17 protein-coding genes are annotated in these 18,400 nt (G+C 73.2%); 9 read left to right on the forward strand and 8 right to left on the reverse strand.

Annotation, left to right across the window (positions count from 1 at the left end; translation table 11 throughout):
- Position 1: 1 nt before the first annotated feature.
- From AC4H2G_RS03900 to kduI, 4 genes are all read right to left on the reverse strand, one after another.
- A complete protein-coding gene (locus tag AC4H2G_RS03900; protein ID WP_494364439.1) occupies positions 2 to 982 on the reverse strand; it encodes an ABC transporter permease in 981 nt (326 codons plus the stop codon).
- 29 nt (positions 983 to 1,011) lie between these two features.
- Complete coding sequence (locus AC4H2G_RS03905; RefSeq protein WP_494364440.1) at positions 1,012 to 2,103, reverse strand: sugar ABC transporter substrate-binding protein; 1,092 nt, start codon at positions 2,101 to 2,103, stop codon at positions 1,012 to 1,014.
- A 61-nt stretch (positions 2,104 to 2,164) separates the two neighbouring features.
- Positions 2,165 to 2,881, reverse strand: a complete 717-nt coding sequence (locus AC4H2G_RS03910) for an SDR family oxidoreductase (protein ID WP_494364525.1) — start codon at positions 2,879 to 2,881, stop codon at positions 2,165 to 2,167.
- A 95-nt stretch (positions 2,882 to 2,976) separates the two neighbouring features.
- The gene (gene kduI / locus AC4H2G_RS03915) at positions 2,977 to 3,795 is read right to left on the reverse strand and encodes a 5-dehydro-4-deoxy-D-glucuronate isomerase (RefSeq protein WP_494364441.1); all 819 of its coding nucleotides are present in this window, start codon (positions 3,793 to 3,795) and stop codon (positions 2,977 to 2,979) included.
- A 173-nt stretch (positions 3,796 to 3,968) separates the two neighbouring features.
- Here kduI and AC4H2G_RS03920 point away from each other — a divergent pair, with 173 nt between their 5' ends.
- From AC4H2G_RS03920 to AC4H2G_RS03930, 3 genes are all read left to right on the forward strand, one after another.
- Entirely contained in the window at positions 3,969 to 4,772 is an 804-nt protein-coding gene (locus AC4H2G_RS03920) for an IclR family transcriptional regulator (RefSeq protein WP_494364442.1), read from the forward strand.
- Between the two features lie 97 nt (positions 4,773 to 4,869).
- Positions 4,870 to 5,646, forward strand: a complete 777-nt coding sequence (locus tag AC4H2G_RS03925; RefSeq protein ID WP_494364443.1) for an alpha/beta fold hydrolase — start codon at positions 4,870 to 4,872, stop codon at positions 5,644 to 5,646.
- A 102-nt stretch (positions 5,647 to 5,748) separates the two neighbouring features.
- Positions 5,749 to 5,955: a hypothetical protein gene (locus AC4H2G_RS03930; protein ID WP_494364444.1), complete on the forward strand. Its 207-nt coding sequence runs from the start codon at positions 5,749 to 5,751 to the stop codon at positions 5,953 to 5,955.
- A gap of 118 nt (positions 5,956 to 6,073) precedes the next feature.
- Here the strand turns inward: AC4H2G_RS03930 and AC4H2G_RS03935 are convergent, their stop codons facing one another.
- The 3 genes from AC4H2G_RS03935 to AC4H2G_RS03945 form a co-directional block, all read right to left on the reverse strand.
- A complete protein-coding gene (locus tag AC4H2G_RS03935) occupies positions 6,074 to 8,488 on the reverse strand; it encodes a prolyl oligopeptidase family serine peptidase (RefSeq protein WP_494364445.1) in 2,415 nt (804 codons plus the stop codon).
- A 156-nt stretch (positions 8,489 to 8,644) separates the two neighbouring features.
- Entirely contained in the window at positions 8,645 to 9,586 is a 942-nt protein-coding gene (locus AC4H2G_RS03940; RefSeq protein ID WP_494364446.1) for a type IV toxin-antitoxin system AbiEi family antitoxin domain-containing protein, read from the reverse strand.
- Positions 9,587 to 9,771: 185 nt separating this feature from the next.
- Positions 9,772 to 11,868 carry a bifunctional copper resistance protein CopD/cytochrome c oxidase assembly protein gene (locus AC4H2G_RS03945; protein WP_494364447.1) on the reverse strand — a complete coding sequence of 699 codons (2,097 nt, stop codon included), beginning with the start codon at positions 11,866 to 11,868 and terminating at the stop codon, positions 9,772 to 9,774.
- A 243-nt stretch (positions 11,869 to 12,111) separates the two neighbouring features.
- Between AC4H2G_RS03945 and AC4H2G_RS03950 the strand changes: the two genes are divergently transcribed.
- The 6 genes from AC4H2G_RS03950 to AC4H2G_RS03975 are packed head-to-tail and all read left to right on the forward strand — an operon-like array spanning position 12,112 to position 17,759.
- Positions 12,112 to 13,110: an AAA family ATPase gene (locus AC4H2G_RS03950; protein WP_494364448.1), complete on the forward strand. Its 999-nt coding sequence runs from the start codon at positions 12,112 to 12,114 to the stop codon at positions 13,108 to 13,110.
- A gap of 29 nt (positions 13,111 to 13,139) precedes the next feature.
- Positions 13,140 to 14,042 (forward strand): DUF58 domain-containing protein, encoded by a 903-nt coding sequence (locus AC4H2G_RS03955; protein ID WP_494364449.1) that lies wholly within the window; start codon positions 13,140 to 13,142, stop codon positions 14,040 to 14,042.
- Complete coding sequence (locus AC4H2G_RS03960) at positions 14,029 to 14,532, forward strand: hypothetical protein (protein ID WP_494364450.1); 504 nt, start codon at positions 14,029 to 14,031, stop codon at positions 14,530 to 14,532. Before AC4H2G_RS03955 ends, AC4H2G_RS03960 begins: the two co-directional genes overlap by 14 nt.
- Complete coding sequence (locus AC4H2G_RS03965; RefSeq protein WP_494364451.1) at positions 14,529 to 15,590, forward strand: vWA domain-containing protein; 1,062 nt, start codon at positions 14,529 to 14,531, stop codon at positions 15,588 to 15,590. Before AC4H2G_RS03960 ends, AC4H2G_RS03965 begins: the two co-directional genes overlap by 4 nt.
- A 25-nt stretch (positions 15,591 to 15,615) precedes the next feature.
- A complete protein-coding gene (locus AC4H2G_RS03970; RefSeq protein ID WP_494364452.1) occupies positions 15,616 to 16,707 on the forward strand; it encodes a vWA domain-containing protein in 1,092 nt (363 codons plus the stop codon).
- Positions 16,704 to 17,759: a hypothetical protein gene (locus AC4H2G_RS03975; protein ID WP_494364453.1), complete on the forward strand. Its 1,056-nt coding sequence runs from the start codon at positions 16,704 to 16,706 to the stop codon at positions 17,757 to 17,759. Before AC4H2G_RS03970 ends, AC4H2G_RS03975 begins: the two co-directional genes overlap by 4 nt.
- 71 nt (positions 17,760 to 17,830) lie before the next feature.
- Here the strand turns inward: AC4H2G_RS03975 and soxR are convergent, their stop codons facing one another.
- Entirely contained in the window at positions 17,831 to 18,385 is a 555-nt protein-coding gene (gene soxR / locus AC4H2G_RS03980; RefSeq protein ID WP_494364454.1) for a redox-sensitive transcriptional activator SoxR, read from the reverse strand.
- Positions 18,386 to 18,400 lie beyond the last annotated feature (15 nt).

Here is an 18,400-nt window from a genome sequence, read left to right on the forward strand (position 1 = left end):
GTCACTTCGTCACCTGGTTCCTACGACGCTGGGGGATGACCGCGGCCGCGACGGCCGCGACGACGATGAGGCCCTGGACACCGCCCTGCCAGTACGGGCTCACGCCGATCTGGACGAGGCCGTTGGTGAGGACCGTCACGAGCAGGACCCCGACCGCGGAGTGGAGGACGCCGCCGCGCCCGCCGGTGAGCAGGGTGCCGCCGACCACGGCCGCCGTGATGGCCGCGAAGTCGTAGCCCCTGCCCGCCTGGACGAGGCCGGCGCTGAGCTGGCTGGTGACCATCACGCCGGCGAGCCCGTAGAACGCGCCGGCCATCGTGAAGACCGCCACCTTGTAGGGCGCGATCCGCACCCCGGAGAGCGCCAGCACCTCCTCGGCCCCGCCGATCGCGAAGGCGTACCGGCCCAGGCGCGAGTAGCGCTGCACCAGCCAGCCCACGAGCACGCAGGCGAACGCGATCCAGGTCAGCTGGGACAGGCCGAGGAACCGCTCGACCGCCCAACCCTCGAGCATCGCGTCGGAGACGTTGGGCTGCACGCCCGCGAACAGGAGGGTGGCCACGCCCAGCCCCACGGCGGAGACCCCGAGGGTGGTCATGAACGACGGCACCTTCAGCACGACCAGGGCGAGCCCGCTCAGGCAGCCGAGCCCGGCCGCGAGGAGGACCGCGACCACGACCCCGAGGAGCCCGAGGTCGTTGTCGTTGCGGTTGTTGGCGACCAGGAGGGCGACCGTGATGGCGGACGCCCCCATGATCCCGGGGACGGACAGGTCGATCGACCCCATCATGAGCACGAAGGTGATGCCGCAGGTCACGACCATGAGCACCGCCGCGGCATCCAGGACGTTCTGCACGTTGGCAAGGGTCCGGAAGCCGGGGCTGAGGGCCGCGAAGACGGCGAAGACGACCACCAGCGCGACCGGCGGACCCGCGTCCCGGAGCGACACCCCCCGCCGAGGCTGGGGGCGCTGTGCGTTCACGACCTCAGGGTCGACGGGGGATGTCGTGGTCACGAGATCGCGCCCTGCGACCGGCTGAAGAGGTTGTCGCAGGCGAAGTCGGCCTCGTCGACCGCCGGGGACGTGAACTCGGCGACGTTGTCCTGCTCGATGAGGAACTGCTCGGCGTACCAGGCGCGGTCCTCGTCGGCGATGTCCTCGAGCGCGAGCTCGCCGGTGGCCACGCAGTAGCCGATGGCCAGGCCGATGCCGCCCTGCCAGGGACCGTCGCTCGAGACGGTGGCCGTCATGGTGCCGTCCTCGATCGCGGTGAGGGCGTCGGGCACGGCGTCGATGCCGACGACGGCCACGTCCGTCCGGCCGGCCTGCTGCAGCGCCTCGAGCGCGCCGAGCGCCATGTCGTCGTTGGCTGCCCAGATGCCCTTGACCTCCGCGCCGTGCTTGGTGAGCAGCGTCTTGGTCACCTCCAGGGCCTCCGCACGGGAGAAGTTGGCGGTCTGCTCGTCGAGCAGCGTGACGTCCGTGTTCGCCGCCAGCGACTCCTCGAGACCGGCGAACCGGTCCTTGGCCGCGCCCGTGTCGAGGATGCCCTGCAGGGCGATGATGCCGCCGGAGCCGCCGATCGCCTCGGCCAGCGCGTCGCCGATCTGCTTGCCGGACTCGACGCCGTCGTAGGTGATGTGGGACAGCCAGGAGTCGTAGTCGGTGACGTTCAGGTCGGCCGGCTTGTTCCACTGGGTGACGAGGTAGGCGCCCGCCTCCTCGGCGCCCTCGACGATGGGCGGGGTGTCGGAGTCGCCGTTGGGCAGGATGTTCATGACCAGGCAGTCGGTGTCGCCGGCGAGCAGCTGGCTGATCTGCTCCTGCTGACGCGTCGAGTCGCCGTCGTAGGTGAGCCGCTCCTGGGTGAGGCCGACCTGCTCGGCGAAGGCGTCGCCGCCGTCGAGCCACGAGGCCTCGTAGGGGTTGGACTCGTTGCGGACCTGGCCGACCAGGGTGACGTCCTCGGGGGCGCAGGCGCCGGCTTCGGTGCTGTCGCCGCCACCGCCCCCACCGGACGCTTCAGCCGTGCAGCCCGTGAGCGCGGCGGCCGCGAGGGTGACGCCGATGACGGCGGCCGTGGGTCGAGAGGTGAACTTCATTGTCTGTCCTCGGTTTCGTTGTGTGCCGATGTCCGGCGGTGGGACTGGTGTGTCGGGAAGGTCAGCGGGCCATCCAGCCGCCGTCGACGGCCAGGACGTGGCCGTTGACGTAGTCGGCGGCCGCGGAGCTGAGGAACACGGCTGCACCGGCGATGTCCTCGGCGGTGCCCCACCGCCCGGCCGGGATGCGGTCGAGGATGGAGCGTGAGCGGTCCGCGTCCTCGCGGAGCGCGACGGTGTTGTCGGTGACCATGTAACCGGGGGCGATGGCGTTGACCTGGACGCCGTGGGGTCCCCACTCGTTGGCCAGCGCCTTGGTCACCCCGGCGACGCCGTGCTTGCTGGCGGCGTACGACACCACTCGCACGCCGCCCTGGAAGGACAGCAGGCTGGCGATGCTGACGATCTTCCCGTGGCCTCGTTCGACCATCGGCCGACCGAGGTGCTGCGTGAGGAGGAAGAGCCCGTTGAGGTTGACGTCGAGCACGCGCTGCCAGGAGTCGCGGCTGACGGCGACGGAGTCCTCGCGCTCGATGATCCCCGCGTTGTTGACCACGACGTCGATCTGACGCGAGCCGTTCAGCTCGGCGCTGACCCGCTCGACGGCGTCGAGGTCGCTCACGTCGAGGTCGACGGCGTCGACCTCGACGCCCAGGTCGGCGACCCGGTCCCGGGTGACGTCCTGGCTGCCCGGCCGGCCGAGAAGGACGACGTCCGCACCCGCTCGCGCGAGGCCGAGCGCGATCGCCTGGCCGAGGCCACGGCCGGCTCCGGTCACCGCTGCGCGCCGGCCGTGGAGATCGAACGGCGAGCGCGCCTCGGTCGTCGGCTCGGTAGCAGGGTCTGCGGCAGCGTCTGCGGCGAGGCCGGTCGTCACAGGTCCTCCAGCGCCACGGGGCTCAGGTCGGTGTAGGCGTTGTTCTCGCCGGCCATCGCCCAGATGAACGCGTACGACCCGGTGCCTGCTCCGGCGTGGATCGACCACGGCGGCGAGATGACGGCCTCGCGGTTGCGGAGCACGAGGTGGCGGGTGGCACCGGGCTGACCCATGAAGTGGAAGACGCGGTCGTCCTCGTCGAGGTCGACGTAGCAGTAGACCTCGGTGCGACGGTCGTGCAGGTGCGGCGGCACCGTGTTCCAGACCGATCCGCTGGCGACGACGGTCACGCCGAACTGCAGGACGGAGGTCTTCAGCTCCTGGCCCCAGGCGTAGCGGAAGAGGCTGCGCTCGTTGGCCGCCGCAGCCGACCCGAGCGCGACCGGCTCCACCTCGCCGTGCTTGAGCACCTGGCTGGGGAACGTCGCGTGGGCAGGAGCGGACACGAAGTAGAAGGCCGCCTCGGCGCCGGCGAAGGACACCTCTCTCCCCCTGCCGACGAACAGGCCGTCCAGGTGGTCGAGCTCGAACTTCTCGCCGTCCACGACGACGCTCCCGGCGGCGCCGACGTTGATGACACCGAGCTCGCGGCGCTCGAGGTGGGACTCGGTGCCCAGCACGTCGCTCCACGCGGGCAGGTCGAGCTGACCCGTGCCCGGGACGGCCCCGCCTATCACCATCCGGTCGTCGTGGGTGTAGGTTCCCCGCACCTCGCCGTTCACGAAGAGGTCCGCGACGAGGAAGCTCTCCCGCAGGTCCGCAGTGGTAGCCGTCTCCGCGCTGGACGGTGATGCGGAGTATCGAACCTGGATCATGCAAACCGCCTTTGGTTTGTGAACTGTGTTCTCCTATGTGAACGTGCCTGACGATAGACGTGATCCGGCTCACTGGTCAAGGGGCCGAAACCTGTCCATGTATGCGAACCGCGCGGTAGGGTCGAAGGCAACCGGGCCGCAGGGCCCCGGAAGCATCACGAGGGAGAGCGCTCATGACGGTTCAGCAGGACACCCGGACGGAGCCGGCCGGCACCAACGGCGCAGGCCCGGTCAAGTCCGCGGCCCGCGCCCTGGACCTGCTGGACGAGATCGCGGCCCGCGGCCCGGGGACGCAGCTGCAGCTCTCGGCGCGCCTCGGCATCCCCAAGAGCAGCCTCCACGCCCTGCTGCGGACCATGACGGACAAGGGCTGGCTGCAGACCGACCCCACCGGGAGCGTCTTCCAGCTCGGCATCCACTCGCTCGTCGTGAGCTCGGCCTACCTGGACGGCGACCCGGTGCTCGCCCGCGCCGCGTCCGTGCTCGACGAGGTGGCCGCCGCGACCGGCGAGACGGTCCACCTCGGACGCCTCGACGGCGCCGACGTCATCTACACCGCGAAGCGCGAGTCGGTGCATCCTCTGCGCATGCACTCCGCCGTCGGGCGCCGGCTCCCCGCGTTCGCCACCTCGTTGGGTCGCGCCCTGATCGCCGAGATGCCCGCCGAGGCGCGCCCCGGTCTGGTGCCGGAGTCGATCACCGCGATCACACCGCACACGACCACCGACAAGGGGGCCGTGCTCGAGATCATCGACCGCGCGGCGTACCAGGGCTACGCCACCGAGAGCGAGGAGTCGTGCCTCGGGGTGCGCTGCTTCGGCGTCGCCCTCCCCTTCGGTCACCACGCCGTGGACGCCATGAGCGTCGCGGTGCCGATCAGCAGGCTCGGCGACGGTCGGGAGGACCTCATCATCGAGACCCTCCTCAGCGTGAAGTCGCGACTGGCGGCCGTGCACGGCAACAGCCTGGTGCGCTGAGCCCGTCCGGGCTCCCGAGCACTGCCAGCGTCTCGACGCGACGACGCGCAACATCGGTGACAGACAGGTGTCACCGACGTGGTGCGAGAGTCGTCCCATGACCGAGATGCAGCAGGAGAAGAACTCGTCCGAGGCCCCCGGGGCGACCGGAGAGCACGTCCACGTCGTCCTCGTCCCCGGCTTCTGGTTGGGCGCCTGGGCGTGGGACGACGTCGTCCCCCACCTCGAGGCCGCCGGCCTCGCACCGCACGCCGTGACCCTCCCGGGGCTCGACCCGGCGTCGACCGCGCAGGACCGGGCGGCGATCACGCGTGACGACCATGTCGACGCCGTCGCGCAGGTCGTCGCAGGGCTTGACGGTCCCGTCGTGCTCGTGGGGCACAGCGGGGGCGGCCCCGTCGTCCAGCAGGTCGTGGACCGCGACCCGTCCCGCGTGCAGCGCGTCGTCTACGTGGACGCGGGTCCGCTCGTCGACGGCGCCGCGCTCAGCCTCGACCTGCCCGGCAGTGCCGCGGAGATCGCTCTGCCGTCCTGGGAGGAGCTCGCGGAGCAGGGGTCGAGCGTCGACGGCCTCGACGACGCCGCGCTGGCACGGTTCCGCGAGCGCGCGGTGCCGACGCCCGGCCTCGTCGCGCGCGGCCCGGTCCGGGTGTCGAACGCCGACCGGCTCGGCGTGCCCGCCACCGTGATCTGCTCGTCCATCCCGTCGGAGGTGCTCGCCCAGCTCGCGAACCCCGGTCCGCCCCTGCACACCGAGCTCGGCGAGATCCACGACCTCACCTATGTCGACGTGCCCACGGGCCACTGGCCGATGCTCTCGCGGCCGCGCGAGCTCGCGGAGGCGATCGTCGCCGCCGCTCGGCAGAACTCGTGAAAAATAGTCACAGAAGTCACGTCACGGACGGTGAGCTCCTCCGTCTCGTTCGGTGGAAGCGGTCGACAGGCCGCGCGACGACCACCGACGACGAGAAGGACCATGCACGACACCCTGCCTTCCGCCCCCGCACGCCGCGACGTCCGGGCCGCCCTCCTGTGGGCGCTCGAGAACGACCGGGTCGCCCTGCTCGAGCACCGTGAGACCACGCAGCACTGCGCCTGGGAGGCGGCCCGCAGCGCCGCCGACCGGCGACTCGTCAGACGCTGGCGCACCGCGACGGACCGTGCGCCGGTTCCCGTCGCCTGACGCCGCACGCGGCCCCCACCCCGCCAGCCGAACACGGGATCAGCCACCGTTTCCCGAGGAGTCCGGTGGCTGACCCCGTGCTCGGCGGTGGCTGACCCCGTGCTCGACGGCGGCCCGCTCAGCCGAGCGTCGTCGGCAGGGTCGCGTCGCCCTCGCCCGGCGTCGTGCCGAGGACGTGCTCCGCGAGGTACGCCAGGACCACCTGGTACCAGACCTTCGCGTGCTGCGGCGAGAGGATCCAGTGGTTCTCGTCCGGGAAGTAGAGGAACCGGTGGACCGTCTCGCCGTCCGGGCTCGCCGGCAGCCCCGACGCGGAGAGCAGCTCGTACCAGAGCCGCAGGCCCTCCCCGATCGGCACGCGGTAGTCCTTGTCGCCGTGGATGACGAGCATCGGCGTGACGACGTCGCCGACGAACCGGTGCGGGCTGTTCTCGAGCGCCATCTCCGGCGTCATCTCGCGCTGCCAGTAGTAGGAGTGGTCGGTCGTCGGCCCGAACTGGTCCAGCGCCCACAGGCTCGCGTGCGTGACGATCGCGTCGAACCGGTCGGTGTGGCCGGCGACCCAGTTCGCCATGTACCCGCCGAACGAGCCGCCCATCGCCGCGGTGCGGGTCGCGTCGACCTCGGGCAGCGTCTCGACGTGGTCGGTGATCGCCATGAGGTCCGTGTACGGCGCCTGGCCCCAGCGGCCCCAGCCACGCTGGACGAAGTCCTGTCCGTACCCCGTCGACAGCGCCGGGTCCGGGAGCAGCACCGCGTAGCCCTGCGCGACCATCAGCCACGGGTTCCAGCGCCAGCTCCACGCGTTCCACGACCCGAGCGGCCCGCCGTGGATCCACAGCAGGAGCGGGGCCGGGTTCTCGGCGCTCGCGCCGCGCGGCAGAGCGAGCCAGCCGCGCACGCGCACGTCGTCCGACGCCGCGGTCTCGACCTCGACGAGCGTCCCCGGCAGGTCCGGGCTCGCCACCGGGCCGCGCAGCGCGGTCGCCGGGACCGGCGTCCGGGCACCCGGCTCCCCGCTGTCGACGAACACCCCGAGGTCGAGGCGCACCGGGTGCGACGGCTCGAGGTAGCTCGTGCGCAGCGCGTACGCGGTGCGGCCGTCGGGCGCGACCTGCACGTCCGTGAAGACGGCGTCGTCGCTCGTGATCCGCTCCGCGGTCCCGTGCTCTCCCGTGCCGTCCGGCGAGAAGGCGACGAGGAAGACCGGCCCACGGCCGTCGTCGTCCGCCGTGACCAGCAGGCCTGAGCCGTCCGGGAGCCAGCGGGCCGACGTCGGCCAGCGGTCCCAGTGCGGCGCGAGCGTGCGCGGCGTGGCGTGGTTCTCGGCGCGCGTCGTGGGCGCGTCGTCGCGGGCCCCTTCCGCACCGTTCGCGCCGGCGCGCTCGTCCGAAGCGTGCAGCGGCACGACGGCGAGCGTCTCCTCGGGTGCCTGCTGCGGCGTCGTGAGGGTCTCGCGGACGAACGCGACGTACGCGCCGTCGGGCGAGATCCGCGGCCCGTGCACCTGCGCACCCGGCTCGTCGACGAGCGTGCGGCGCTCCCCCGTGGCCGTGTCGATCGCGACGAGCGTGCTGCGCGTCGACGCGCCCGGTCCGGGGACCTGCCACGTCGTGACGAGCGTCGTGCCGTCGGAGGACAGGTCGGCAGAGTGCTCCCACAGCGCGCGACCGGGCGCGGCGCTGCCGTGCCCGACGCCGCGGCTGACGTCCCGCAGGTCGAGGAGCCTCGGGTCGTGGGTGTCCCGGAGCGCGGTGTCGTCGGACGTCGCGTCCGCCGAGGAGCCGGCCGCCGACGTGCCGGCCGCCGGAACGCCGGTCGCAGGATCGCCGGTCGCAGGATCGCCGGCCGAGGAACCGGCGCCGCGCGGTGCCGGGAGCGGCCGCGCGGGCTCGTCGGCGAGCGTGGTGAGGTCGGCGACGAAACGGTGCGCCTGGCTCGGGCCGAGGTCGTGGTCCCAGTGCCGGACGGGGTAGCCGGTGTGCAGGATCGCCGCGACCTTGGTGTCCTTGCGGGCCTTGCGGAGCTCGCCGTCGTGCGTGAGGTCGCGCGCGCTCGGCAGGAGGTCGGCGGCGACCGAGACGACGGGTGCGTCGGCCGCGGCGAGCGGGCCGCCCACGCCCGCGGGCGCCGTCGCGACCACGCGCGCCTCGCCTCCGCCGGCCGGGAGCAGCCAGAGAGCGGTCTTCGGGTCGTCCTCCGACGTCGCGTCGGGATCCGGGCGGGCCGACGTGAACAGCACGTCACCCGCGGCGGTGAACGTCGCGCTCGACTCCCCCTTGGTGGAGCGCGTGAGGCGACGGGCGGGGTTCTGACCGGTCGGGTCGACCTCCCACAGCGCGGTGCGGTACGCGGTGCGCTTCGCGTCGAGCGTCTGGACGGTCGTGACGAGACGGCGCCCGTCGCGCGAGAGCGCGAGCCCGCTCGTCCGCGGGACGGCGATGTACTGGTCGAGGTCGTGGAACGGTGTCGACGCGGTGGCGTCGGCGGTCGTGGGACGGTCGGGCTCGGGCGCGGCGGCGTCGTTACTCACGAGTACGTCCTATCACGCCCCCGCCCCGGCCCGCCGACCACCCCGACCTCGCGCCGAACACGGGGTTGTCCACCGGAATCGCGGCGATCCGGTGGACGACCCCGTGTTCGACGGTAGCCGTGCCCGTGCTCGTGCCTGTGCTCGGTCGGGCTTCGGTCAGCGCGCGATCAACCCACGGCGCCCGAGGAACGACGCCACCGCCGCGCCGACCCCGCCGGGGACGTCACGGCCGGTGAACCGCAGGACGTCGATCACCCCCGAGGTGACGAACCGGTTCTGCCGCGTGCGGTCCGCATACACCGCTTCCGGGGCCGCATGCACGTCCTGGCCGTCCATCTCCGCGACCAACCAGTGACCTCCGCCGAGGTGCCAGCCCATGTCACCACGAGCGACCACCCGCCCCGAGGCGTCGCGCATCGCGAGCTGCAGCGTGTCCGGCGGCACCCCGGCGTCGTGGCAGTCGAGCCGTCCGAACGACTCGAGCGGCGACTCCGCGCGACCGTCCGCAAGGCCCCACAACGCGTGGGTCGTGGCGACGCCGCGGCGTCCGCGAGCGAGGTCGTGCGCTCGCTCGACCCCACGGGCGTCGACGAGCCCCTGGTGCAGTGCCGAGTCGAGCACCGCCAGGGCGTTCGGCCGTGGGAGCTCCGGTACCGCCTGGGCGAGCGCCCACACGACGGACGCCACGCGACGGCCGCCGATCACGACCGTCGTCATGCCCGCGTCGAACTGCCGCAGGCGGATCCCGTCGCGCGAGCCCCTGTCGCTCGCACGGGGCAGGGCGACCTCGGGCACGACTCGCGTCGGCAGCCCGAGCACGCCGTGCAGCACGAGCGCGGACGTCCCGACGGCGATCGCCTCCGGCCCGAAGGCGAGGAGGCCCGTCCAGGCCGAGCGACGCCGTCGGGCATCCCACGACTCGGCGGACCACGATCCGGGCATGACGTCGTAGACGCCCCGGGTCACGCGGACCCACGCACCCGTGTCGACGCGACGGCACGCCACCCGAGACGTCACTCCGGACGCCGCGAGCTGGTCTGCGGACAGGAGACCTGCCTGATGGTCAGCAGTGCGCACGAGGTCGGGAGGCAGTCGCATGCACCCAGGGAAGCCGGTCGGCACCCTGACCGGTGGGCGCCGCCCCGTCGCTGTGGATGGGCCAGCCGGAAGCCAATGGCTGTGGACGGCCAGAAGCTCCGTCGAGCACGGGATCATCGACCCTCGACCACGGGGTCAGCCACCGAAAAGTTCGCGATCCGGTGGCCAACCCCGTGTTCGGCGGCTCAGCGCGGGGTGCGGTCGTCGCGCTCGGCCATCGCGGCGAGCCGGGCGTTGTACTCCTGGAGCTCGGCGTCGCCGTCGCGGTCGGCCTGGCGGTCGCGACGCTTCGCCTCGCGCTCGTCGGACTTCGTCCACAGGACGGCGACGACGATCGCGAGGATCAGCGTCGGCAGCTCGCCGATGCCCCACGCGACGCCGCCGCCGCGCTGCTGGTCCTCGATGGCGCTCGGCCCCCACTCGCGGCCGAGCAGCCCGAACCACTCCGGCACGAAGAGGATCTCGCCGGACGTCAGCGCGACGCCGAAGAACGCGTGGAACGCCATGGTCGCGAAGAGCAGGAGCAGCCGCTGCGGGAACGGCGGCCGGTGCGGGCCCGGGTCGATGCCGACGAGCGCGTTCGCGAATAGGTAGCCGGCGAGCGTGAAGTGCAGCAGCATCGCGAGGTGCCCGGCGTACGTCGTGAGCGCGTACTCGAACGCGGGCGTGTAGTAGAAGACGATCATCGACCCGGCGAAGTTCACCGCGGCGACGATCGGGTTCGCGAAGAACTGCCCGACCCGCGACGTCACGATCGCGAGCACCCACTCGCGCGGGCCGCGCGACCCGTCCTTGCGGGGCGGCACCGCGCGCAGGAGGAGCGTCACGGGGGCCGCGAGCACGAGGAAGATCGGCACGACCATCGCGAGGATCATGTGCTGCACCATGTGGGCGCTGAACAGCACGTGCCCGTACATGGCCGGCCCGCCCGACGTCACCCAGAACAGGATGACGATGCCGAGGCACCACGACACCGTGCGCCCCACGGACCAGCGGTCGCCGCGCCGCGCGAGCCGGCGCACCCACCCGAGGTAGACGACGAGCGCCGCGCCGCACGCGAACGCCGGCAGCAGGTCCCAGCGCCACTGGGTGAACCACAGCGCGAGCGTCGGCTCGGGCGGCAGGGGGTGGCCGGTGACGATCTCGGCGGCCGTCGGGTCGGCGAACTCCGTCTGCGGCACGGGCGGCGCCGTCGAGCCGAGCGCGACCGCGACGCCGGAGACCGCGCCCATGATCGCGAGCTCGACCGCGACGAGCCGCCAGAAGAGCCACCGCGTCGCGTCCGCGACACCCGCCGTGGCACCCCGACCGCCACCCTGACCGCCGCCTCGACCGCCCGGGCGACCGGGCGTCGTCGGGCCGGCGAGGCGGCGCACGACGAGCTCGCGGTGCGCGAACCCGACGACGCCGAGCACGACGATGAGCGCGACCTTGGTGAGCAGGAGGATGCCGTAGTCGGTGGTCAGACCGTCGAGCGTGTCGACGCGGATGGTCGCGTTCGCGACGCCCGAGACCGCGACGGCGACGTAGCACCACAGCGCGATCGCGGAGTACCGGGAGACGGCGGCGGCGAAGTCCTGGCGCCCGAGGCCGCCGCGCACGCGCACGACGGCGAGCGTCCCGAGCCCGCCGACCCACAGCGCGGCACCGGCGAGGTGCAGGAACATCGACGACACCGCGAGCTCGTGCGACGCGGCGCCCGCGGCGTGCCCGGTGTTGGCCTGCAGCGCGATGGCGAGCAGCGCGACGAGCGCCGTCCACAGCGCCCCCGTCGCGCTGCGCACGGCGAGCGCGAGCGCCGAGGTGACCGCGGCGACGACGACCACGGCGAGGTAGTTGCGCCCGAGGCTCACCTGCGAGACGAACAGGCCGAGCTGGTCCCCGAACGTCTCGGCCGTGACGGGGGTGCCGGAGATCGACGAGTACCGCAGGACGACCTGGAGCACGGCGAGCACGGCCCAGGTCGCCGCGGCGACGCCGGAGAGGCCGAGCGCCCGCCGCACGGACTCCCCCGCGGGCAGCGCGACCGCCGCGAGCACGAGCGAGCCCAGCGTCAGGGCGACGGACAGCTCGGTGAGCACGGTGACGACGGGCGTCCCGTAGCGCACCAGCGCGCCCGGGTCGCTGAACCCGGGGATCGCGGCGAACGCGCCCGAGAAGGCCCCCGCGGCGAGCACGGCGAGGACCGCGACGACGACGGCGAACGGCCCCGCGAGGACGAGCCACCACGGGTTCGCGGGGCGCGCGTCGGTCGGCGCACGGCGCACGGCGGTCGAGGTCACGCGACCAGGGTAGGCGCGTCGCGGCGTCGGACGGGAACCGCGCGGGTGCGGGAGCGCCCTTCGCGCCCGTGGGAGCCCTCCCACCCGGGCCTGTGGACTGCCTGTGGACGGAGCCGGTCGGTCGTCAGGTCCCGCTGGCATACTGGGCCGGGTTGGCCGGGGGGTCGCGACGCCCCGGACGGACGTACCCGTGCGGACCGCGTGCCGCACCGACGCACCGATCCTCACCCCGAAGGGCGACCCATGGCCGCAGGGCACGGCAGCATCTCGACGGCGGACCTCGACCGCGCGAGCCACCTCCTCAAGCGCGTGGGCCAGGTGTTCGACCAGCGCCTCGTCGGCCAGGAGGCGCTGCGCACGGCCCTCGTGAGCTCGCTCCTCGCGGGCGGCCACATCCTCCTCGAGTCGGTGCCGGGCCTCGCCAAGACGACCGCCGCGCAGACTCTCGCCGCGGCGATCGACGGCCGCTTCCACCGCATCCAGTGCACGCCCGACCTCATGCCGAACGACATCGTCGGCACGCAGATCTACAACTACGCGACCGGCGAGTTCACGACCCAGCTCGGACCCGTGCACGCGAACGTCGTGCTCCTCGACGAGATCAACCGCTCGTCCGCGAAGACGCAGTCGGCGATGCTCGAGGCGATGCAGGAGAAGCAGACGTCGATCGGTGGCGAGAACTACCCGCTCCCGGACCCGTTCATGGTGCTCGCGACGCAGAACCCCATCGAGGAGGAGGGCACGTACGTGCTGCCCGAGGCCCAGATGGACCGCTTCCTCATGAAGGAGGTGCTGACGTACCCGACGCCGCAGCAGGAGCTCGAGATCCTGCAGCGCGTCGCGACGGGCCAGATGAGCGAGCCGATCACCGCCCAGCCGGTCTCGCTCGACGACGTCCGCTTCCTGCGCGCGCTCGTCGACGACGTCTACGTGGACGACTCGGTGAAGCGCTACGTCGTCGACCTCATCAACACGACGCGCTTCTCCGGCCCGCGCCCGATCCCCGGCTTCGACCGGCACGTGCGCGTCGGCGCGTCGCCGCGCGGCGGCATCGCGCTCATGCGCGTCGGTCAGGCCCTCGCGATCCTCGCGGGGCGCGCGTTCGTCGTGCCCGACGACATCAAGGCCGTGCGGTACTCCGTGCTGCGCCACCGCCTCGTGCGCACGTTCGACGCGCTCGCGAACAACGTCCCGCCGGAGCAGCTCGTGGACGCCGTGTTCGACGCCGTCCCCACCCCCTGACCCCGTCCCGCACCACCCGAGAGATCCCCGTGCCCGACGTCTCCCGCCTCGCCCAGGTGCGTGCCCGGCTCGACCTTCCGGTCGCCCGCCGGGCCTCCGGCCTGCTCGAGGGGCGGCACCGGTCGGTCTTCAAGGGGCACGGGCAGGACTTCGACGACCTGCACCTGTACGCTCCGGGCGAGGACGTCGGTGACATCGACTGGAAGTCGTCGGCGCGGGCGGGCATCCCCGTGGTCCGGCGGTTCGTGCGCGAGTCGAACCTCAACCTCGTGCTCGTGGTGGACACGGGGCGCCCGATGGGCGCGACCGCGCCGAGCGGGGAGACGAAGGCCGAGGTCGCGAGCTTCTGCTGCGCGCTCGTCGCCTACCTGGCGCGGGACCGCGGCGACCGGGTCGCGCTCGTGGCGGGAGACGCCGAGCGCCTCGTCCAGCTCCCACCGCGCGCGAGCACGCAGGACCTCGAGGTCCTGCTGACCACGGTGGAGGGCCTGTGGCGGCCCGACGCCCCGCCGAGCGACCTCGCCCGTCCCCTCGACCGCGTGCTCTCGGCGTTCCGGCGCCGCTCGCTCGTGGTCGTCGTGACGGACGAGGCGCGTCCCGCCGCGCAGCACGACCAGCTCCTGCGCTCGCTGCGCGTACGGCACGAGGTCATGGTCGTGCAGGTCGCGGACCTGTCCCCCGTCGCGGTCGGGGGTCCGGCAGCGAGCCACCGCGAGGTCGAGGACGTCGACGGCGCGCTGCGGCTGCCCGCGTTCCTGCGCGGCCGGGCGGCGCTCGCCGAGGCTGCGGCCGGGGAACGGACGCGGCGGCGCGCGGAGGTCGCGGACCGGTTGCGCCGGGTCCAGGTCGAGGGCGTGCTCGTGGACGGCACGGGCGACGTCGTGCAGCGTTTCGTCGAGCTGTTGGGGAGGCAGAAGCGTGCCCGCCGATGAGCTCGTGGACCCCGTGGGCTACCCGGGGTGGTGGACGGCCGTGGGGATCGCCGTGCTGCTCGTCGCGGCCGCGATCGTGTTCCTCGTCTTCTGGCTCACCCGCGCACGCGCCGCGGAGAAGGCCGCGTCGGTGCCGCCGCCCCCGTCGCCCGCCGGACCGCTCGACCCGTACGGGGCCCTGCGCACCGAGTACGAGCGCCGGCTCGACGCCGTCGCGCAGCGCTTCCACGCGGGCGAGCTCGACGAGCGGTCGCTGCACCTCGCGCTCTCGTCCGAGGTGCGCGGCTTCGCGACGGGCCGCCTCGGTCAGGACGCCTCGTCCATGACGCTGTCGGAGATCCAGCAGCTCTCGGGCGCGGACGAGCTCACCCGGCTCATCTCGCGCTACTACCGACCGTCGTTCGCGGACCACGAGAACGACCCGAAGGCCCGCACGACCGACGCCGAGGACTCGATCGCCCGGGCCCGCACCGTGGTGAGGTCCTGGTGACGCCGGGCCCGCAGGGGACGTCGATCCTCTGGCCGTGGCTGTGGGCGCTCGTGGTCGTCCTCGTCGTGGCCCTCGGCGCGGCGGCGTGGTGGCTCGCGCGGCGTCGCCGGGCGCGGGACCGCGACCGGGACGTGCTGTGGGTCGCGAACACGGAGTACCTGGCTCAGGTTCCCGCGTTCGCAACGTGGGTGCGCCGGTACCGGCTCCTCCAGGGCGCGACGGCGCTCGGTCTCCTCGTCGCGGTCGTCGGCGCGGGCGCGGTCGCGGCCCGGCCGGTCGAGACGGACGTCGTCGTCGACCGCCTCGGGACGCGCGACATCGTGCTGTGCCTCGACGTGTCCGGCTCGATGATCGAGTACGACGGCGCGGTCCTCAAGGTGTTCCAGGAGCTGGTGGACAGCTTCGAGGGCGAGCGGATCGCGCTGTCGATCTTCAACTCCTCCTCGCGCACGGTCTTCCCCCTGACGAACGACTACACGCTCGTCCAGGAAGAGCTCCAGCGAGGCATCGACGCGCTCGACAAGGACCCGGCCGACTTCGACTACACGGGCGGCTCCGACGACGCCGAGATCCTCGAGTTCGCGGAGTTCACCGCCGGCACGACGGCGAACCTCGCGGGCGCGAGCCTCATCGGCGACGGGCTCGCGACGTGCGCCCTGCAGTTCGACGGCGAGGACACGGAGCGCGCGCGCTCGATCATCCTCGCGACGGACAACTACGTGTCGGGAGAGCCCATCTACACGCTGCCGCAGGCCGCCGACCTCGTCGCGTCGCGCGACATCACGCTGCACGGCATCTTCGGCGGGTCCCAGCGCTACGAGGGGACGCCCGAGGAGACGGAGTACCGGGAGACGGTCGAGGCCGACGGCGGCCTGTACTTCCTCGCCGACGACCCCGCCGCGGTGCAGGGCATGGTCGACGACGTCGTCGCGCAGCAGGCGGTCGAGCTCGACGCCTCGCCCGAGGTCGTCGTCACGGACCGCCCGAGGGGCTGGTTCCTCGTGGCCGTCGCGGGCGTCGGGCTCCTGCTCGTCGTGGCCTGGCGGGTGCGCCAGTGAGCGCGCGTTCGACGGAGGTGCACGGATGAGCCTCCAGCCCCTCGTCCCCGTGTGGGCGCTCGCGCTCGTCGTCGTGCCGTTGCTCGCGCTCACGGTGTGGCAGGCCGTGGTCGCCGGCCGGCGCGGGCCCGACGGCGCCGCCCGCCCGGGTGCGCCGCGCGCGGCCTGGGTGCGCCGCACCGGTGCGGTCGTGCTGCTCGCGCTCATCGGTCTCGGTCCGTCGGTCGCGTCGACGGACCGCGACACGTCGGTGACGAACGTCGACATGTTCTTCGTCGTCGACCGCACGGGCTCGATGGCCGCCGAGGACTACGGTCCCGGCCAGGACCAGGAGCGGCTCGACGGCGTGCGGCACGACGTCGTGAGCCTCACCGAGGCGATCCCCGGCGCGCGCTACTCGGTCATCTCGTTCGACTCGCAGGCCTCGCGCCAGCTCCCGCTCACCACCGACGCGCGGGCCATCACGTCGTGGGCCGAGACGTTCCGCCGCGAGATCACGCGGTACTCGCAGGGGTCGCTCACCGACCGACCGCTCGACGAGCTGAGGACGGCCCTCGAGGGGTCCGCCGAGCTGCACCCCGCGAACACGCGCCTCGTGTTCTTCCTGTCCGACGGCGAGCAGACCGCCGACGGCGAACCGCGGTCGTTCGCGGAGCTCGCCCCGCTGATCGACGGCGGCGCCGTGCTCGGGTACGGCACGCCCGAGGGGGGCCGCATGAAGGAGTACGACCCGGACGTCGACCCCGCCGACGCGGAATACATCGTCGACTGGTCGCAGCCGAGCGAGGACGGTGAGCCCGTGGCGGCGCTCTCGACGATCGACGAGGAGACGCTCGGCACGCTCGCCGAGCAGCTCGGCGTCCCCTACGTGCACCGCACCGAGCCGACGGAGACCGCGTCGCTCGTCGCGGGGGTCGACCCCGAGCAGGTCGCCGCGGACGGCCGTCGGGACGTCACCTCGTACCGTCCCGTCGTGTGGCCGCTCGCGCTCGCGCTCGTCGTGCTGCTCGGCGTCGAGGCCTGGTTCTGGGCACGGTCCGCGTCCCGGTCGCTCGTGCGACCCGGCGCGCGCCCGGCAGGCGAGCGAGCACCGTCGGGCACGGAGGTGCGCCGATGAGCTGGACCCCGCCCCCGGCCCCGCCCCGCCGGCCCGGCCGCGGCGGGCCAGCCGTGCACCCGGCCGCGGCGATGCGGCGCGCGCGGCTGCGCCGTCGTACGTGGTGGCTGCTGGGCACGCTGCCCGTCGTGGTCGCGCTGCTCGTGCTCGGGTTCAAGCTGACGTTCCTCGCGCCGATCGCGTCGTTCGCGAAGGCCGACTACGACGAGGGCGCGTACCTCGACGCCGCCGGGACCTACGGGTCGCAGCGGACCATGAACCTCGTCGAGCCGTGGAAGGCGCACTTCAACACGGGGACGGCGAACGCCCGCGCCGGCGACTCGTGGGCGACGTACGACGCGATCACATCGCTGCAGAAGGCCTACGACCTCGCCGAGGGCGAGACGCCCGAGGAACGCTGCATGATCCAGACCAACCTGTCGCTCGCGTACGAGATCTCGGGCGACGACGACATGGCGTACGGCGACGGCAAGGCCGCCGAGCTCGCCGCGGTCGAGGAGGCCATCGCCGCACGCGACGCCGGTCTCCCGTACGACGAAGCCGTCCTCGACCCGTACGGCGACGGCACCGAGCCGGACCCGGACGCGCTGCGGCAGGACGTCCAGGAGTGGTACGAGTACGCCGAGCAGTCCTACGCGACGGCCGAGCAGGTCCGCGGCTGGCCCGACTGCGGGGAGTCCGAGCAGACGCCCGAGCAGCAGGAGCAGTCCGAGGCCGCGCAGCAGCGGCTCCAGGACAAGCAGCAGCAGGCCCAGGACTCCCAGCCCGAGAACCAGGGCACCGACGACCCGCAGGAGGGCGAGGGCTCGGAGGGCGACGAGCAGAGCGAGGCGTCGGGGGGTGAGGGGTCGGAGGGCGAGGGCTCCGAGGGCGACCAGCAGAGCGAGGCCGAGCGCGAGGAGCAGCAGCGTCAGGACCGCCTCGAGGAGCAGAACTCCGAGGCGCGGGACGAGGCGGACCGCGAGGAGCAGGAGTACCGCGACCTGTACGGCGACGAGCCGGGCGGGTCCGACGGCGGCGACGACGGGAGCGGCAGCACCAAGAACTGGTGAGCCCGTCGGCCGTCACCGGGAGTCCGGCGCCCGGAGCCGAGAGCCGAGTGCCGAGTGCCGAGTGCCGAGAGTCAGTCGTCCAGGCCCTCGACGAGCAGCGTCCGGGGGCCCGGTCCCTCCTCGCCGAGCTCGTCGTGCGGGTTCACGAGCACGCAGCGACGCAGCGAGAGGCACCCGCAGCCGATGCAGTCGGTGAGGTGGTCGCGCAGCCTCGTGAGCTGCTCGATCCGGGCGTCCAGGTCGGCGTGCCATCCGACGGAGAGCCGGTGCCAGTCCTTCGCGGTCGGCGTGCGGTCGTCGGGGAGGGTCGCGAGCGCGTCGCGGATGCGCGCGAGCGGGATCCCCACGCGCTGCGACGCGCGGACGAACGCCACCCGGCGCAGCGTCTCGCGCGGGTAGCGCCGCTGGTTGCCGGGCGTGCGTCGGCTCGTCAGCAGTCCCTCGCGCTCGTAGAAGTGCAGCGCGGAGACCGCGACTCCGCTGCGGGCGGCGAGCTGCCCGACGGTGAGCTCGTCGCCCGGCGAGGGCGTGTCCTCACCGGGCGCTACGGCGACGGGCGAGCCGAGGACGCTCGCGACCGCGTCGGGCGAGCCTGCAGCGGTGGGCGAGCCGACGGCGTCGGGCACGGTCCCTCCTCTCGA

This window comes from Cellulosimicrobium sp. BMG9.23, assembly GCF_059159985.1.

Excerpts from the sequence above, each read along its gene's own strand:
- AC4H2G_RS03905 (WP_494364440.1), bottom strand. The coding sequence starts at position 2,103 with ATGAAGTTCACCTCTCGACCCACGGCCGCCGTCATCGGCGTCACCCTC.
- kduI (WP_494364441.1), bottom strand. The coding sequence starts at position 3,795 with ATGATCCAGGTTCGATACTCCGCATCACCGTCCAGCGCGGAGACGGCT.
- AC4H2G_RS03920 (WP_494364442.1), top strand. The coding sequence starts at position 3,969 with ATGACGGTTCAGCAGGACACCCGGACGGAGCCGGCCGGCACCAACGGC.
- AC4H2G_RS03925 (WP_494364443.1), top strand. The coding sequence starts at position 4,870 with ATGACCGAGATGCAGCAGGAGAAGAACTCGTCCGAGGCCCCCGGGGCG.
- AC4H2G_RS03930 (WP_494364444.1), top strand. The coding sequence starts at position 5,749 with ATGCACGACACCCTGCCTTCCGCCCCCGCACGCCGCGACGTCCGGGCC.
- AC4H2G_RS03940 (WP_494364446.1), bottom strand. The coding sequence starts at position 9,586 with ATGCGACTGCCTCCCGACCTCGTGCGCACTGCTGACCATCAGGCAGGT.
- AC4H2G_RS03950 (WP_494364448.1), top strand. The coding sequence starts at position 12,112 with ATGGCCGCAGGGCACGGCAGCATCTCGACGGCGGACCTCGACCGCGCG.
- AC4H2G_RS03970 (WP_494364452.1), top strand. The coding sequence starts at position 15,616 with ATGAGCCTCCAGCCCCTCGTCCCCGTGTGGGCGCTCGCGCTCGTCGTC.
- AC4H2G_RS03975 (WP_494364453.1), top strand. The coding sequence starts at position 16,704 with ATGAGCTGGACCCCGCCCCCGGCCCCGCCCCGCCGGCCCGGCCGCGGC.